This is a genomic window from Vallitalea okinawensis (assembly GCF_002964605.1).
GTDB lineage: Bacteria > Bacillota > Clostridia > Lachnospirales > PQDH01 > Vallitalea_A > Vallitalea_A okinawensis.
Window position 1 is genome coordinate 507,755 of the sequence record NZ_PQDH01000003.1, and the last position, 17,794, is coordinate 525,548.

19 protein-coding genes are annotated in these 17,794 nt (G+C 33.6%); 4 read left to right on the forward strand and 15 right to left on the reverse strand.

Translation table 11 applies throughout. The annotated features are described in order from the left end of the window. Positions 1-98 precede the first annotated feature (98 nt). From C1Y58_RS11800 to C1Y58_RS11815, 4 genes are all read right to left on the reverse strand, one after another. Entirely contained in the window at positions 99-1,442 is a 1,344-nt protein-coding gene (locus C1Y58_RS11800) for an ABC transporter substrate-binding protein (protein ID WP_105616243.1), read from the reverse strand. A gap of 114 nt (positions 1,443-1,556) precedes the next feature. Further along, the gene (locus C1Y58_RS11805) at positions 1,557-2,921 is read right to left on the reverse strand and encodes an extracellular solute-binding protein (RefSeq protein ID WP_170311581.1); all 1,365 of its coding nucleotides are present in this window, start codon (positions 2,919-2,921) and stop codon (positions 1,557-1,559) included. A 92-nt stretch (positions 2,922-3,013) separates the two neighbouring features. After that, a complete protein-coding gene (locus C1Y58_RS11810; RefSeq protein WP_105616245.1) occupies positions 3,014-3,226 on the reverse strand; it encodes a heavy-metal-associated domain-containing protein in 213 nt (70 codons plus the stop codon). 48 nt (positions 3,227-3,274) lie between these two features. Next, entirely contained in the window at positions 3,275-3,532 is a 258-nt protein-coding gene (locus tag C1Y58_RS11815; protein WP_105616246.1) for a CPF_0552 family protein, read from the reverse strand. A 225-nt stretch (positions 3,533-3,757) separates the two neighbouring features. Between C1Y58_RS11815 and C1Y58_RS11820 the strand changes: the two genes are divergently transcribed. Further along, complete coding sequence (locus C1Y58_RS11820) at positions 3,758-3,976, forward strand: hypothetical protein (protein WP_157950059.1); 219 nt, start codon at positions 3,758-3,760, stop codon at positions 3,974-3,976. 199 nt (positions 3,977-4,175) lie between these two features. Continuing rightward, positions 4,176-4,361, forward strand: coding sequence for a DUF6485 family protein (locus tag C1Y58_RS11825; RefSeq protein ID WP_105616248.1), 186 nt, complete (start codon positions 4,176-4,178; stop codon positions 4,359-4,361). A gap of 110 nt (positions 4,362-4,471) precedes the next feature. On the opposite strand, the gene C1Y58_RS11830 is transcribed toward C1Y58_RS11825, so the two are convergent. From C1Y58_RS11830 to C1Y58_RS11840, 3 genes are read right to left on the reverse strand one after another with little or no spacing between them, the layout of a single operon-like run. Beyond that, complete coding sequence (locus C1Y58_RS11830) at positions 4,472-6,223, reverse strand: CotH kinase family protein (protein ID WP_157950060.1); 1,752 nt, start codon at positions 6,221-6,223, stop codon at positions 4,472-4,474. 13 nt (positions 6,224-6,236) lie between these two features. Further along, entirely contained in the window at positions 6,237-6,905 is a 669-nt protein-coding gene (locus tag C1Y58_RS11835) for a DUF4956 domain-containing protein (protein WP_105616250.1), read from the reverse strand. Between the two features lie 18 nt (positions 6,906-6,923). Next, positions 6,924-7,610 (reverse strand): polyphosphate polymerase domain-containing protein, encoded by a 687-nt coding sequence (locus tag C1Y58_RS11840; RefSeq protein WP_105616251.1) that lies wholly within the window; start codon positions 7,608-7,610, stop codon positions 6,924-6,926. Positions 7,611-7,841: 231 nt separating this feature from the next. On the opposite strand from C1Y58_RS11840, the gene C1Y58_RS11845 reads away from it, so the two are divergent. Further along, positions 7,842-8,516, forward strand: coding sequence for a response regulator transcription factor (locus tag C1Y58_RS11845; protein WP_105616252.1), 675 nt, complete (start codon positions 7,842-7,844; stop codon positions 8,514-8,516). Continuing rightward, on the forward strand, positions 8,517-10,010 hold the full coding sequence (locus tag C1Y58_RS11850) for a sensor histidine kinase (RefSeq protein ID WP_105616253.1): 1,494 nt from the start codon (positions 8,517-8,519) through the stop codon (positions 10,008-10,010). Positions 10,011-10,057: 47 nt separating this feature from the next. Here C1Y58_RS11850 and C1Y58_RS11855 read toward each other — a convergent pair whose 3' ends face one another. The 8 genes from C1Y58_RS11855 to C1Y58_RS11890 all read right to left on the reverse strand — a co-directional run bounded on the left by C1Y58_RS11855 (position 10,058) and on the right by C1Y58_RS11890 (position 17,752). Further along, positions 10,058-10,579 (reverse strand): ferritin family protein, encoded by a 522-nt coding sequence (locus C1Y58_RS11855; RefSeq protein WP_105616254.1) that lies wholly within the window; start codon positions 10,577-10,579, stop codon positions 10,058-10,060. A gap of 283 nt (positions 10,580-10,862) precedes the next feature. After that, entirely contained in the window at positions 10,863-11,684 is an 822-nt protein-coding gene (locus tag C1Y58_RS11860; protein ID WP_242985384.1) for a mechanosensitive ion channel family protein, read from the reverse strand. 235 nt (positions 11,685-11,919) lie between these two features. After that, positions 11,920-12,639 (reverse strand): 3-oxoacyl-ACP reductase FabG, encoded by a 720-nt coding sequence (gene fabG / locus C1Y58_RS11865; protein ID WP_105616256.1) that lies wholly within the window; start codon positions 12,637-12,639, stop codon positions 11,920-11,922. A 38-nt stretch (positions 12,640-12,677) separates the two neighbouring features. After that, positions 12,678-13,109 (reverse strand): MaoC family dehydratase, encoded by a 432-nt coding sequence (locus C1Y58_RS11870; RefSeq protein WP_105616257.1) that lies wholly within the window; start codon positions 13,107-13,109, stop codon positions 12,678-12,680. A 322-nt stretch (positions 13,110-13,431) separates the two neighbouring features. Further along, positions 13,432-14,634 carry an acetyl-CoA C-acetyltransferase gene (locus C1Y58_RS11875; protein WP_105616258.1) on the reverse strand — a complete coding sequence of 401 codons (1,203 nt, stop codon included), beginning with the start codon at positions 14,632-14,634 and terminating at the stop codon, positions 13,432-13,434. 44 nt (positions 14,635-14,678) lie between these two features. After that, the gene (locus C1Y58_RS11880; protein WP_157950061.1) at positions 14,679-15,254 is read right to left on the reverse strand and encodes a TetR/AcrR family transcriptional regulator; all 576 of its coding nucleotides are present in this window, start codon (positions 15,252-15,254) and stop codon (positions 14,679-14,681) included. Between the two features lie 332 nt (positions 15,255-15,586). Further along, entirely contained in the window at positions 15,587-16,405 is an 819-nt protein-coding gene (locus C1Y58_RS11885; protein ID WP_105616260.1) for an alpha/beta fold hydrolase, read from the reverse strand. A gap of 39 nt (positions 16,406-16,444) precedes the next feature. Next, the gene (locus C1Y58_RS11890) at positions 16,445-17,752 is read right to left on the reverse strand and encodes an acetyl-CoA hydrolase/transferase family protein (RefSeq protein ID WP_105616261.1); all 1,308 of its coding nucleotides are present in this window, start codon (positions 17,750-17,752) and stop codon (positions 16,445-16,447) included. Positions 17,753-17,794 lie beyond the last annotated feature (42 nt).

Sequence of the window (17,794 nt, forward strand, 5' to 3'; positions counted from 1 at the left end):
AACATAATATTATTTTAGTAAATGTTTACTAAAATATCAACTATAATTCTGCACAAAAAAATAACCACTTTCTTAGTGGTTATTTTAACGAAAGAACTTTATTCATTGATGTATATATTAACCTTATTCTCAATGTTTTGGATCATATCTTCAACAGTGATGAAACCATTGACATAATTATTGATTTCTTCTACAATGAGATTTTCGATTACGATATCCATTCGAACCAGATTATTAAGATTGTCATAGTAAGCTAAAATATCATAATATTCTTCAACCTCCACTTTGGGAATAATTGATAAAGCATATCGATCAACTTTTGCAAGGTTATAACAATATTCCATTTCAGCTCTGTTCCCTAATAAGTTGGCCATTTGTTCAATTTCCTTTTTATTTCTATATGTAATACTATGCCTCAAAAATTCCCAAGCTTCTTCTTGATGTTGTGAGGTAGCACTTATAGCATAAGCAATGGATATATCATAGGGATAACTCTCTAAATCATTGTTTAAATTTGGTACACGTGTATAATCAATATCTCTAGTCCCCATCATGTACTTTATAAATGTATAAACCAGTGGTGTAAACCATAGCTCACTGTTCATAACTACTTTGGATTTATTCATGATTGAATACATGTCCGTGGCTCGTGGATGAACTAACTTGGTTATTTCCTCCATATCTTTAAGCATGGGGATTAAAGCATCCATTTCGACAGTACCGTCTTCAGTGATAAACTCATTGTAGTTACATTTTATGATATCTAAAATAAAGCTAACATATTTTTGAGATAAGAAAAGATAACTATCTTCTCCAGACTCATCTAAAGTTATCGCATAGTCAGTAAACTGCTCCCAAGACATATAGTGGTCATCTACTTCCCAATCCAATTTTCTAGATTCTTCCTCATTAACGTAATAGAGAATTGGATAAATCTCTCGTGGCATGAAATAAAAACTTTCCCCATATTTAATATCTTCCATTATATTGGGATAAAAGTTTTCATATTTAAACTTTTCATCTTGATCCATAAGATCATTAAGTTCTAGAAGATATTTTTTATCCACATACTTATCAATATTGATGCTTGATACTTCAATAATATCTAAGTTCACACCAGCTAATAAGTCTAAGTTCAGTTTTTTACTAAATAATTGAAGTTTTTCTGTATCGTGAAACCAACCTGAATAATCTGTCATTTGAATGTCAATAGTCGGATTTAGAAACTCAAAACGTTCAAAATCAACAGCATCGGTTTTATGTAGATAGTTAGGTGACGCTACCTTCAGAACCATTTTTTCACCGTTGCTACCTTGCGTGACATAATTGACATCATTATCTTTTGAAACTTCTTCCTTATCACAAGCAACCAACAGAGTTGAAACGCCTATTATTATGCACATTATCAGAGCGTTTAACCTTTTCAATCCTATATTAATCATCTCCACCCCCGTCTGACTCTGTTATATTTAGGTAATATTATACAGCACAACATTTCTTTCGTCAATATTTTATGAATTATAAGAAGATTGCAAGCCAAAGTAACCATTTTACCATTATTCATTCATATAAAGATTAATTTTATTTTCAACTTGTTGAATCATTTCTTCCATACTGATTATTCCTGATGTATAACTAATAATTTCGCCCATAATCATACTCTCCAGGTCAGCACTCATGGTTACAAGATAATTCAGATTGTCATATAACTCCAAAATATCTTGATACTCTTCCTCTGTTACCTTTGGTACCAATCTAAACCTACGATCATACTGATCTACTCTATGGGAGTAGTACTCACCTTCCATCTCTGAGAAGTTCAGCAATCTATTGGATAGAGGGTCCAGCACCAATGGTATCCTTACTGTTATAAGATACTTGAGCAATAACCAAGTTTCTTCCGGAAATGCTGTATTTACACATATGGCATATGGCTCTGAAATAGTAAAAGGATATAGTTCTTGCTCAGCTGACAGATTAGGAGGACTTATAAAACTTACCTCTCTTGTTTCCATTCTCATCTTGAGAGCTGTAAGAATTTCTGGATCTAAACCATATCCTGGCTCTAAAATCACCTTACCAGCCTTATTAGAAGAAACTAGATCGATAGCATAAGGATGAATTACCCGCTTGTTTTTTTCTAACTCTTTCAACTTAGGTATTAATGGATCTAATTCAACAAATCCATCCTCTGTTGTATAAAAATCTAAATTCACCTTAATTAAGTTTAATATAAAATACTCGTGAGCTTGTTCAGTAAAGACATAATTATTTTCACCAGATTGCTCCAAGAGTGTAATATTATTATAAAAATCATCCCAAGAGATAGATTGATTATCAATTTGCCAATTAAAATCTTTTGATTCTTCTTTATTAACATAATAGAGAATAGGGTGAATAGCTCTAGGCATATAGTAGTAGCTATTACCATAACGAATACTCTCCATCACCTTTGGAAAATAATTTTCCATTTGAAATCTATAATCTTGTTCCATTAGATCATTCAGTTCTAAAAAATAGCTTTTTTCTATGTATTTATCCAGATTAATAGTTGACACATCAATTAAATCAATCTGTTTACCTGATAAAATATCTAAATTCAATTTTGTATTAAACAATCTTCTACTATCAGTTCCTCGGATAGATCCTGAATAATCTGTTAATTGGATATCAATATCTGAATGCAAAAGTTCATAATGTTCAAAGATATCACCTTTCATTCTGGCATTATAATTTGGAGTTGCCATTATAAGGGCAATCTTATCTTCCATCATAATTGACTCAATATCTTCTATATCAATATTACTAGACATATTAGCACAGGATGTAACTATAAATAATATAAAAGTACAAAATATTGATATAATCATCTTTAATCTATTATTAATAATCCCACCACCTTTGTCTCTGTTATATTTCATAGGTAATATTATACAGTTTAATATTTACAACGTCAAACTAATGATTAAAAATGACTATCTAAACATCATTAGTATTTAGATAGCCACTTTACTTACCATTCTCTTTCTATTTTGTGACCGGCATGCTCAATTGTGTTTTTGATTACTTGTTCAGTTGCAGGTTCTTTATACTCCACCTTTATTGTACTCTCAGCCCTATCTACGGATACTTCATCAACGCCTTCAATTTTATCTAGTGCATTTTTGATTTGTGTTTTCGAAGTTGCATTGGCTATGGAATTAACCTCAACTCTTAAATGTTTCATGTCGAAACCTCCTGTCTGGATCAATTCATTACTACTATATTATTTGTGTTAACAACGGTTTACATCCATCATATTAACCCCTACACCATCAATATTTTTTAAGTTTGAGTGTAATTGATTAACTTCTTCAGTTTCTCCTTGAATGTGCAATAAGAGAAGTCCATTATTGGCACAGGATTGACCAACATCATCATGTAAACCAAGACGAGTTTTAATAATACATCCATTGTCTGTTAATACTTCTTGCACACCTGGTGCCTTTTCAACTCTTTCTCCAATTGAAACTGCCATGATTTTTTCTTCCATATCTCTGCTCCTTTCGATATTTAGATTGGTGTTCCTTTGTAGTATAACCGTGCATATATTTATTTATAATTGGTATTCTATAGTTATATCTGGAGTAATTTCATAATTCCTGATTCAAATTCTTTTTACTCATTGTATATACCTTAAATGCTTAGGAATGAAATTACCTTATCTAGGAAGGTTAAATCTAATTTGAAAGGTGAGATTATGGATAAAGAGGAACAATTGAAAACGCTGCGTGAAAAACTTAATCGTTTAGAATTAGAGAGCATTGATCTTCATACTTATCAAGCTAATACTGTGCAACTGAGTGTTGATGATGTTGGACCAGCCAATGAAGAACCTGCCCGAGAACAAAGTCAAAGACTTTGGAGCCGAATCAATGCAATCAACGATGAGATTGCTGATGTTAAAGAACAACTGCGTAATATTAAAGAAGATTAAGTTCCAGACTAAAAATAATTCATTTAATGTATTTTAAGGAGTTCTAATATACTAGAACTCCTTGAAACTATGCTATAGTCATAAATATTTTGCTATTAATCTTAATATACTGTAATTCATCCGATTGACAGAAACAACAGCTTTCTTATACAATGTATTTATACCGCTTGTGATTTATCAACGAAGGGAGAATGTATTTATGAGCTGTCAAAAAGATTGTCGTTGTACTCAGATCTCATGTCCAAGACATGGTAATTGCTGTCAATGTGTTTCACACCATCGTGATAGAAATGAACTACCAGGTTGCTTTTTTACTCCAGAAGGTGAAAAAACATATGATCGTTCTATACATAACTATTTGAAAGATTTAGATAATCGTAAATAATAACATGAAATAAGCAGCTAAGGCTATAAGGGTCTAAGCTGCTTCATTTTTATATAATTTATATTCATCCACTTTTTCTTCATTAATGATCTTTTTCTAACTAACAAAAATTACTTTTTCTTTAAATAGTATGAAAAACCAATCATGCCCAATGATGTTACTATGAGTAACCCTATATTAATTAAAGCACTTTGCATATCAACTGGTTCATTTTCCTGTACCTGTTCAACCTTTCCTGGGGAAAAACCTCCAGCAGGTATTAAACCTTCTGGTAAATCATCTTTAAATGCCATAACTAGGTCCATAGGCGGCATTTCACCATTTTCAATATAAGTTCTTAATTCTTCTGGAAGTTCTTCCAAATCGATATCCTCTAGATTTATATCTGGTGGAAAACCATTCATCTGTCCTCCCTTTCCTGCATTATTTTCCATGTTAAGCTTCTCACCTTTGCCTTTTCCCGCTTCACCATTCATCTGGCTCTCTGTACCTTCTTGCATTGGAGGTTGCATATCACCTTGGTTTTTCATGCCACCACCTCTCATTCCACCACCACTACCAACATTACCCTGCCCATTGTTGGTAGCTGGTATAGTACCATCAAGTTGCTCACGAATGTTAGCACTTCTTTGATTAACAAAACTTAATAAGCTTAAACTATAATTCGAATCCATAAAAAGTGCTGATTCAAATTCCTCGTAGGTATAAAAAGATGATGGGTCAATTTCCACGTAATCCTTGATCATCTCATAGGTTGACATCACTTTATCTGTAAAATTAGTCTGTGACAAATAGTCATCTAATAAGATTTCTATATAGTCATGATAGCGTGAAACGTACTCTTCATTCTCAAATACAGCTTCTACTAGAGGGTATTTTTCCATAGCTCCAATGACAGGTTCATCTATCAAAAACTCTGTTGCTTCCTCATCAGTTAACCCGGTCCTAGGAAAGCCATTAAAAATCATATTGAGGTCCCAAGCAATCCACTCGAATACACCATCATTATTGTATAAATAATAATTGTGATACATCCCCGCTTGATAAGTGTCCATATGGATAGTTACCGTACTCATAGCTAAATATTTAAGGAAAGAGTCCACATTAAGAACGGATTCTAAATCATCACCTTCCTCAATTCCCTTGATTAATTCAACTAGATCATCATTATCATAAGCCTCTAAATTTTCAGGGAACATCCCAGTATAGTCCGCACCATTATCAGAAATATAGACCAAGTCGCTACCAGTACCCATATCTGGTTTATAAAGTTCACCTGTAGCATTATCAAAATGATCCAGCAAGAAAGTTTCGTTGACTTGTTCTACCGAAAGATATAGTCCCTTGTATTCATCATTGATATATAAAGCAACATAAGTAGTTCTTGATGCATCAGCATCTAGCTCTGCTAACATCTCATAGCCTAGATACTCTGCCATCATAGTTGGATCACTGAATATATTATTAAGGTTCAGTTTGGTGATCCCATAAAAGTTTTGATCATCAATATAGTAATCTAAATCGACTTTAAAGCTGAATCTATCACTATCACTATTTGCAACCTGACTTAAACTGGAATTACCTTTTGTTCGTATACCAATTTGACTAAAAGTATAGTCGTTATAAGTTATGTCCGCCATAACTATCTCTTCATTCATTGCATTTTCAATCATTTCGCTATAAACTTCTTCATCAATATCAATAAAGACATCAACAACTTCGTTATGAGGGAATACCACTTGATTAACAATGCTCCCGTCAGTATCACTCATTGTATCCACACTTTGTGACATCACACCATCTATCGATAATAGCATCACTAAAATCCCAATAAAAGCCGTTATAATCCTAAGCCATTTCATTACACTCACCTTCTTAGACAGAATACTCATTGCTGCTCACAAGCATAGCGTTAGATACAGACTTAATCCTATTCAATTCATTGATAAAGGCTGTCTCACCATCTTTAATTCTTAGCTCAATGGTTAATTCTGATCCCCCAGCATCTACCGTTTTAGACCTTACCAAATATTTAGCAACTGTTACTTTGATTTTATCCAATATTTGCTGCTCCGCTGATTCATCACTAAAGTTAATTAATAGCATATAAGGGGTCTCTTGTTTAACATTTTTAGTTAAAACATAAATGATGATGCCAAGAACAAAAGAACCTACAACGGCTAGGAGATAGAATCCTGCGCCAGTTATAATTCCTGCTGCAATAGCCCAAAACATAAATACAATATCCATAGGGTCTTTAACCGCACTTCTAAAACGAACGATACTTAATGCACCAACCATACCTAGAGATAAGACTACATTAGAGGTTACTGCTAAAATTACGAGAGATGTCACCATAGTCATCATGACTAGAGATATATTAAAACTCTTTGTATAAACTACACTTTGGTATGTTTTCTTATAGATTTGAAAAATAAAAATACCAATCATAAATGCTAATAGTAATGTTATACCTATGGATGTAGCTGATATACTGGTTGCACTCTCTAAAAATCCTTCATTAAAAATATCTTGAAATGACATAATAATTCCTCCTTGACTTTAAACATAATTATTGTATTTTCTTGAAAAAATATATTTAGACGCTGATGCTTGCATGACATTGCCTGTTTGGATGAGATTTCGTATATAGTCAGGTAATACACCATTAAATTTCACTTCCACGATGACTTGGTTGGGTTCTAACGCTGATATATAATGAATATCATCATCAAATATAACAGTTTGAGTGTTGGCTGTCTTCACATTTTGATCAAAAGTTATTCTAAGATCACCTAAAGGATGGGTAAAAGCTTCTCGATCATATTTTATAATGACTTTGGGTTGTATTAAGCGATGATTGAGTTGGCGATAAAAATCATGATAGAGATAACCCTCTTTATTTAATAAGAAACGAGAATCTTCATTATATATTTTAATAACTTCTTCTCTCTCAAGAGGTTTAGCTATTTTCATGGTCATTTGATTAATTTTTGATTTTCTTTCTAATTTGATAAAATCTAAATTATCATTATAATAGCGAATACGGTATTTATGACGAATAGCTTCACCATTTATTTTTTCCTTGTAGGCTCGATTATTAAGATCATCAAAATAGAGGCTTGTGATTGTATAGCCCTTACCTTTACAATGATTATCTCTTCTTAATAACTTATCAAGACGTCTTACCATAACTAAATAATCCATTTTACTCACCATGTATTTTAATTCATGTCTTTTACCAAGCATATCGATCCTCCTCCTTTCTTCTCTAAATCCAGTTTTAATAAGTGTTCATATTGTTTTAACATCAACTATACATACACTTTACAATTCAAATGTCACAGGATTATCACAAAGAAATTTTTTTCTTGTTTATCCTGTGATATAGATGTAACATTATATTGAGATACTATAGGTAAGAAAGGTACAAAAGTGATGCGAACTTTACTATTCCAAAATAAAGATGGGTGATAATTAATGAGTAAAAAAATTCTTATTGCTGATGATGAACTACGCATGCGTATATTGGTTTCAGATTTTTTATCCATGGAAGGTTATGATATTGTAGAGGCCATTGATGGTAAAGAAGCTATTGATCTCTTTACGGATGATCCGGGAATTCACTTGGTTATTTTAGATGTGATGATGCCTTTTTACGACGGTTGGGAAGCATGTAAAGCTATTAGAGAAATGAGCTCTGTACCCATCATTATGCTAACTGCTAAAAATAGAGAACCAGATGAGTTAAACGGATTTAAGTCAGGTGCAGATGAATATATTACGAAACCCTTTAGCCCTACTATCTTTGTAGCACGTGTTAACGCTTTAATAAAACGCACTTATGGTGACGATGAACAGGATGAGATTATCAAAGGTGATCTTTGCATTTATCCCAAACAATGTCGAGTAACTGTTACAGGTAACCCCGTTGAATTAAGTCAAACAGAATTTGATCTCTTACTATACATGATTCAAAATGAAACTCAAGTACTATCAAGAGATCAACTATTAAATCAAGTTTGGGGTTATGATTACGAAGGTACTGATCGTACCGTTGATACCCATATCAATCGTTTGCGTATTAAATTGCAAGCATGCGGAAGCTATATACAAACCAAACGAGGGTACGGCTATAAATTTGAGGTGATTTAGATGAATTCGATTAGAAAGAAGCTTTTTTTACAGATTGGTGCATTGATTATACTATTGATAGGTTTATTGATATTAGCCAACACCTATTTACTCCAACATTACTATATAAATAAACAAAAGACACAGCTGATTGATTACTATGATCAAATAAATAATCTTTCTGTTTCCCAGTATGAAGATAATCTAAGAGATTTTATCTCTTATGAAAATAAATCAAATGTCGATATACTGATTTTTAACGAAGATGATGGCATCATTTATTCATCCAAGTCATATTTACTTGATGATAAAATGAAAAATAAATTAGGTGTGAAGCCACCTCCAAATGAAAAAGCACTAGAACGCCCTCCTATAGAGATTAAGCGAGAAGAACCCATAAACGAAAAAATAAAGTTTATACTAGGTGTAGATTATATTACTAAAGAAGACGATCTTATTCTTACAGGAGATTTGGATAATGGTAACATCATCGACTTACACATACCATTGATTTCTATAAAAACAAGTATTGCATTGGCTAACGAATTCTTAATCATTGTTGGAACAATCGTTTTCATTATAGCCATGTTATTTGCTTACGTTGTATCCAGAACTTTTACGAGACCTATATTAGAAATGAATAAGGCTACATTAGGCATGAAAAATCTAGATTTTGGTATCCAATGTAAAGTGGAATCCAATGATGAACTAGGACAATTAGCACAGAGTATTAACGAAATGTCCGCTGAGTTGGATGATACCATTCAATCATTGCATTTTAGTAATCTAGAGCTCCAACAAGAAATTAAAGAGAAAATTAAGATTGATGAAAAAAGAAAGCAACTACTTAATAATGTGTCCCACGAATTAAAAACCCCATTAGCGCTTATGCAGGGGTATGCAGAGGGTTTAAAGCTTAATGTGGCTAAAAATCATAATCGTGTAGATTTTTATTGTGATGTTATCGTAGATGAGGCTAAGAAAATGAACTATTTAGTTCAAAACCTTTTGAATATTAATCAGTTCGAAATTGGAGATGAAATACTTCATAAGTCTGAATTCGAAGTTGTGGATTTCGTCAATTATATAGTAGAAAAATATACTCCTCTATTATGTGAAAACAACATTAATTTGCAATTAAGTTTACCTGAACCAACAAATGTATATGCCGATTCCTTTAGATCAGAGCAAGTATTAACAAATTATTTAAATAACGCTATTCAATATGTAGATGAAAAAAAGGATGTGCATATTACTCTTTTGAAAAGTGATAGAAAAGTTCGCATTGAAGTTTATAATTCTTGTCAACACATTAACGATCTAGAATTAGAAAAATTATGGGATAGTTTTTATAAACGAGATAAAGCAAGAACCAGAGACAATGGGGGGCACGGTCTAGGTTTATCGATAGTTAAAGCTATTCAAGAAGCCTCTCATAATAACTATGGCGTTAGATCTGAGAATAATGGCATTACTTTTTGGTTTGAATTAGACTTACAAGAACCACATTATTGAAGAACATACTAAGATAGTATGTTCTTTCATAATGTGCTTTCATTTTATTAACGTGGTAAGTACATATTCGTTACTATTAAGTGTTCTTGTTCTACTTCTGCTATAACACTAAATATCTGCTTTATCCTTGGTTCTGGTGCTTCGTTAGCAACCTTTGTGTAGAATTTGATAGCCCTTACTTCATGTTTGTTAGACTTTTTCATATTGATAAAATCACTTTCACTACAACGATCAGTTTCTAGTTCATGAAAAGGTATACCCATTGCTTCTGCAAAAACTTCAGCATGTTCTAATTCCTGTTCCATTAATCGCTCAAAGATAGCTTGAGTTACTTGATTTTCTGCTTTAGCAGCTGAGCATTTGTAAAACGCATAGTTATCGAGTTCTAAACCTAATGCTATTTCACAAGCTCGATAACTCTTTTCACACATTTCTACTTCCCCATAACCTATCCACTCTGCAGCAGGTAGAAGATTCTTTCTATCAGAACCACAAAATGGGCAGCGTTCAGGAGCGGCAGAAACTAAAGAAGTTTCACCACAGATTACACATCGATAAGGGTGCATCATTTAAACCATCACCTTTCATTTTTACTTGTCCATTATTCGTTCTAGTATAGAATATGAAGTTAAAGGATTATATGTGACAAGCTAAAAGGTCTATGGAATTCTCTATTAATATTTGTACAAGAAAAAACCCGCGCATCAGCGCAGGCTTTTCCTAAACATCCCCTAAGAGAGATTTCTCCCTCTTCTCATGTTATTAAGTATAACATAATATTAAATTTTTGAAAATAGATTTTTACAAATTTATTAAATATATTTTACAACTTTATATCTTTCATGCAATCAGCTAATCATTTTGTATTAAATGTACATCCATTTGCGGATAAGGGATATTGATACTCTCTTGATCAAATTTGATTTTCACTGTTTCCATTAATTCAAAACGTATATTCCAGTAATCTTCTGTTTTGCACCATACTCGTAAAGAAAAATTAACTGAACTATCAGCATGCTCTGTTAAGACTACCTGTGGCTCAGGATTCTTAAAAATTAATGGATGTTTTTTTGCAATATCCATTAATATCTGCTTTACCTTATGAACATCATCTTCATATCCTACACCAAAAGTTAAATCAATTCTTCTAGTATCATTGGCCGAGTGATTAGTGGCACTACTATTAGCTAATTCCCCGTTAGGTATGATAATTTTCTTATTATCTGGCGTATTCAAAATGGTATAGAATAATTGAATCTCCTCAACTATTCCACCATGTCCGACTGCCTCAATAAAATCCCCTGCTTTAAATGGTTTGAGAAATAATATTAAAACGCCACCAGCCAAATTAGACAAACTACCTTGTATAGCTAAACCTATTGCCAAACCAGCAGAACCTAATACTGCAATAAATGAAGCCGTATCAACACCTAAAGTATCTACCAGAATCGTAACTAGAAGTATATATAAAGTGACTTTCGTTGCAGACAATAAAAAAGCATACAGAGACTTATCAACACTACTTCTTTCTAGACCACTTCTAAATAACTTTGTAATATATTTGATTAATTTGAGACCTATAATTAATATAATAAGTCCAGATATTAACTTACCACCATAAGTTATTGCAAAAGTTTGTAATACAGTCGTATCAAACTTAAAAAAATTCTCCAAAACTCCACCTCCTTGGTATATTTTAGTCATTATCATAGAAAATTATAACAAAACCTCGCATAGATGTAAATAAGTCTAAAAAAAAAGTAATGATTATGTCACACCAAGAAAAGTGACTAACGCCACATTTAAACTGAAGATAGGAAAGTATGGTTCCTTGCGAGTAAAACGCATTACTTTCCTATATCAAAAAAAGGTCTCTTAGAATAAACTAAGAAACCTTTAACTAACCCTTTTATAATCTCATACCACCATTTACAGATAAGGTATGGCCTGTTACATATGACGCTTCATCACTAGCTAAGAATAATGCTGCATTTGCTATTTCTTGAGGTTGACCTAAACGACCCAACATCGTCATTTTGGCAAATTTATTAAGCAATTCTTCTGGTACAGTTTTTAATATATCTGTCATAATATAACCTGGTGAGATGGCATTAACTCTTACATTAGCACCTTTTCTAGCAAATTCCTTTGCCCAAGTTTTTGTTAAGCCGAAAATCGCAGATTTAGTTGCTGCATAATTGGATTGACCAATATTGCCATACTCTCCAACAACTGAAGCGATGTTGATAATAGAACCATGTCCTTGATTCATCATATATGTACCAATATGCTTTGTTAAGTTGTATAACCCAGTTAAATTGACATCAATAACTTGATCCCACATTTCGTCTGTCATCTTGGCTAACAATGCATCTCTGGTAATCCCTGCATTATTAACTAGAATATCAACTTTTCCATATTTATTGGCAATATAATCGGAAAAAGTTTTACATGCTTCCCGGTCTGTTACATTTAATTGATAACCTTCAATATTGGAATCACTATAAGTCAATTCACTCATGTCTACTGCGATAACTTTTGCTCCTTCTTTTGAGAAGGTTTTTGCCATAGCCTCTCCAAGACCTTTAGCTCCTCCAGTTACTATTGCTACTTTACCTTCTAAACGCATGTGACTCACTCCCTTTAATATAGATGTTATTGTTAACCCTAGCTTAACTTGTCTTTAACAGGTGGCATAACTAATGCTTCCCCGGTTAAAACGACCTCTTTCTTTTGGTTAAAACAAGTGGTTTTCAATGTGACTCTGTTTTTTTCAACGTTAATTTCTATAACTTCCACCTCAGCTGTTATTGTATCACCAAATCTGACCGGCTTTTTAAACTTTAAGTCTTGTGATAAATAGATGGTGCCTGGTCCAGGTAATGACATACCAAGAACAGTGGATATGTAACTTGCAGTCAACATACCATGGGCTATACGTCCTTTAAACAATGTCTTTTTACTAAACTCTTCGTTAAAATGTGCAGGATTTAAATCACCACTTACACCGCCAAATATAACCACATCAGCCTCAGTTACTGTTCTGGTATAGCTGGCTTTATCACCAATTTTGATAGAATGTACATCCTTACCACTCATTTTAATACCTCCTCAAACATTAAAATCTTTACATGCAATCTTATTCATAAATGCCTAATTTTAGTACAAAAGTGGCTAAAGCCACATTTAAACTGGAGATAGAAAAGTATGGTTCCTTGCGAGCAAAACGCAGTGCTTTCCTATACCTCAAGAAAAGTGACTTGCGTCACATTTCAAGTATGCGAACTTCTCTATTCCATTATAACAATATTCTCAACAACATCGATTAGTATTTAATAAAAACAAAAATATAATAGACATTTCTCAAGATATAGTAAAAATTTTACGTCATCTGGGTATAAATTTCTTTATATTTCATTAATTAGATTTTGAGTATAAGTGCTGTTCCCATTCCTCCGCCTATACATAATGATGCCAATCCATAAGTTAATCCTCTCTTCTTCATCTCATGGATTAAAGTCACAACAATTCGATTTCCAGAAATCCCCACAGGGTGCCCCAGTGCAATAGCTCCACCATTAACATTCGTTCTCTCTTTGATCCATTCTTGACTGACTTGATGCTCATCACTAAGTTCTCTGATAACACCTAATGACTGAGCTGCAAAGGCTTCATTTAGTTCTATAAGCTCCATGTCAATGAGCTTCTTATCAATGGAGCTCAATACTTTTCCAATAGCTGGTACAGGTCCCATCCCCATGATACTAGGCTCTACTCCTCCTTGGCCTATTCCGATTACTTCAGCTAATGGTGTAAGCCCATGAATTTCAACAGCATGCTCTGATGCTAGAAGTACCACGCTTGCCCCATCATTTAAACCAGATGCATTCCCAGCAGTAACTGTTCCATCTTTCTTAAAAGCAGGTCTAAGCTTAGCTAATTTCTCTTCATTAGTTTTCCTATTGGGATATTCATCTACATCGAATTGTATAACTTCTCTACGCATTTTTACCTCTACTGGGACAATTTCATCTTTGAATGTACCATTATCAACAGCTTGAATAGCTCTTCTTTGTGATTCCAAAGCAAAAGCATCTTGCTCTTCTCTAGAAATACTATATTTTTCAGCTATGTTTTCAGCTGTGATTCCCATATGATAACCTTCAAAAGCATCAGTCAAAGCGTCATATACCAAGTGGTCCTTTGCTACCATGTCCCCCAACTTATGCCCTCTTCGTGCATGACTAGGCAATATAAAGGGTGTTCTAGACATGGATTCAACACCACCTGCAACAACTAAATGATGCATATTAGCTTTAATACTTGTATAACCGTTCATAATAGCCTTCATGCCACTTCCACATACCATATTTAATGTGTAGGCTGGTACTTCAACAGGTATTCCAGCTTTGATGGCCACTTGTCTTGCAATTCCTTGTCCTTGTTCAGCAGGCAGTACATTACCAATAATAACTTCATCAATCGAAGCTGGATGGATAGTTGTCTTTTGGATGATGTCTTTAAGTACAGTAGCTCCTAAGTCAGCTGGATGAATATCTTTGATCGTTCCTAAAAATGATCCAATTGCTGTACGTTGTGCAGCAACAATATAAACTCTACTCATTTTCTACCTCCAATTATATTCGTTATCGTTTAATCTATACCTTTCTACTTCCTATAAAACTTTGCAAACTGTTTAGCATGCTCATCTACAAGTTCTTCTAATGATGTCTCTGTAAAGGAATTATCCGTTAACACATGCACAGTAAATGCTCCTAAGATACTATTAATTAATGTTACAGCCATTATATGTGGATTCCCATCGATGATATTTTCATCTAATAAATCTCTAAAGTAGTCTTCTAGTACTTTTACAAACTCTCTTGATAATTTAAGACGTACAAAATCTTTTTCATCATCAGTTAATCGCATTTGAATTTTATACAGCTTTCTATTTCTATAACAAAAGTCCAAATAATCTCTAGCAATTTCTATAATACTTTCAGTAAAATCCTGCTTTTTTAGCCTTTCAATTTCATTCTTAATATTAATGTCTTTGACATAATTAAAAGTCGTCTCTTGAAACAAATTTTCTTTCGTACCGAAATGTCTAAATAATGTTATTTCACTTATTTCAGCCGCTTGAGCAATCTGTTTTGTTGTAGTCGCATAATACCCCTGCTCAGAAAATAACTTCAAAGCAATCTTCATAATCCTGTTACGAGTCTCTAATTTTTTAGACATTTTCATTCTCCTATCGAGTCATATTTACTTGTGAAAATCATTTATCAACAAATTATTCTCGTTACTTTCCTTTTTCTATCCATATGATATCGGTAACCCAACTGTTATCAATCTTATAGACAATCTCTTCCTACTCTACCCAAGTTAATAGACTATATCACAAACTATTTACGATCACCCTAGCTACCCTTCACGTCCCTTTTGCGAAGCCAAAAGCTGATAAGGGGGCTATGGAGCAGCGAACCATGGAGGGTGAGCCTAGCTGTCTAAGACATGGACATCTTTCCAGCCAGCGCAATAGCCCCCTTATCTGCTTGCCCCTTACATGATTACTAAACAATAGATATTCTACTCTCTTTCTGCATAAACCCATTGATCAACGCAACAAACTCATTAGGCCTTTCGTACATAGAAGCATGACCACACTCTTTCAACATAACAAAATCAGATTCCTTAATATGATGATGTAGATACTCAGTTTCAGCAAGGGGCGTAATATAGTCGTGGTCTGACGCCACAATAAGGGTCTTAGCAGTTATATCATTTAGCTGCTCTCTAATATCATATCCTTCTGAACTTTCAATAAGTCGAATCATTGCATCTAAGAAAGGTTTATCGAATACAGTATTCAATAGTTGCCTTCTTTTACTCATCCACTGATAATTTTCATTATAAAACTTAGGTGAATAGATATAAGGTATAGTTACGTTATAATACGTCGATGGATTATAGGTTCTTGCAGCATCCACCCATGCTCTTCCGATGTCGTGTAACCATGGTGATGTGTAACTGTTGACATTGAAAACCATCAAATGCTCCACTATTTCTTGAAAGCGCATTGCAAACTGTAAGGCAATTTGTGCACCATAGGATACTCCAACTAGGTTAATATTTGATAAGTTAAGATGGTCAACTAACCCCTTAAGGACTTCAACTTGTAACTCATGCTTATAGCTTAAGCCTTCAGCTTTATCCGAGAAACCTTGATCAATAAAATCCAATAATATAACCTGTTTATCTTTAGTCAGGTGTGGTAAAAATATTTTCCAACTAAAGTGACTCATCATAATCCCGTTCAGTATGATCAGTGGTTGCCCCTCTCCATGTACTTCAAAATATATTTTTTTATTATTGTAATGAAACTCCGACATTAAATCACCTCTTTCTCTATTATATACCTTAATACCGCATTAAAAAATACCCAATGTTATGGCGCTTTCCATCAGTGCTTCTCTAAACTTAGGATGAGCAATTTGTACGAGCCGCTCTACCCTTTCTCTAACTGAGGTTCCTTTTAAACTTGCTACACCATATTCTGTAACGACATAATCTACATCATTTCGTGATAAGCTGACAGCAGCACCGGGTTTTAATGTAGGCACTATCTTAGAGATTTCTTCTCTTTCTCCTGTATCTTTATTCCTTACCCTTGCAGTGGAATAAAGAGCGATGAAAGACCTACCATTTTTAGACCTTTGTGCGCCTATGGCTGTATCAGCCTGCCCACCAGTACCACTGTATTGGACCGCTCCGATAGATTCAGACGCACATTGCCCCGTTAAGTCCACTTCAATAGTCGTGTTAATAGATACTTGATTATCATTTAAACCAATGACATAAGGGTCATTGACCCAATGACCATCTTTAATCATTACAGAAGGATTATTATCTATAAAATCATATAGCTCTCTTGTTCCTAAAGCAAAAGTAGCTACTAACTTTCCTTTATTAAAATTCTTTTTCTTACCAGTAATGACACCAGCGTTAACTAATTTCATCATCCCCGTTGTAATCATCTCTGTATGAATACCTAAATCTTTTTTATTCATCAAAGATGTTGCTACTGCATTAGGTATCCCACCAATTCCCAATTGAATACAATCTCCATCATGAATATAATCTGCAATATAGGAACCAATTTTTAGATCTTTCTCGTTAGGTTCAATATCTGGTAATTCAGGTATATCATAATCTGTCTCAATAAGGTAATCTACATCATTGACATGAAGTTCCATATCTCCAAAGGTTCGAGGTAACTTTGGATTAATCTCAAGTATAACTAATTTTGCTGCTTCAATCATTCTTTTTTCATATACATTACTAAGTGATAAGGATACATATCCATGCTGATCTGGTGGTGTTGCATTGCCAATATAAATATTGGGTTGTTTATGGGCTAATCTTTTTATACCTGCTAGATGAAGATGATTGGGTATGAAAGATATATTGCCATTACTTTGTGCTTTCCGAATAGCTGCAGTATAAAACCACCCATCCATTTGAAAACTATCTTTATAGGTTGGGTCATTAAAATAATCTGCTAAAACCATGGGCAGACAAGTGGTTACTGTAACACCTTTAACATAATCAGCTACTCTATGCAGGTTTTCTAATAAGACTTTTGCTTCTGCAGCTGCTAAACCCGTCACGATATGATCCTCTGATTTTATCTTACTTAATGCTTCATCTATTGATATAATTTTGTGCTTATAACTCACGATTTATCACCTCTATTTGATGGCATTATACGCTCTCAGTGA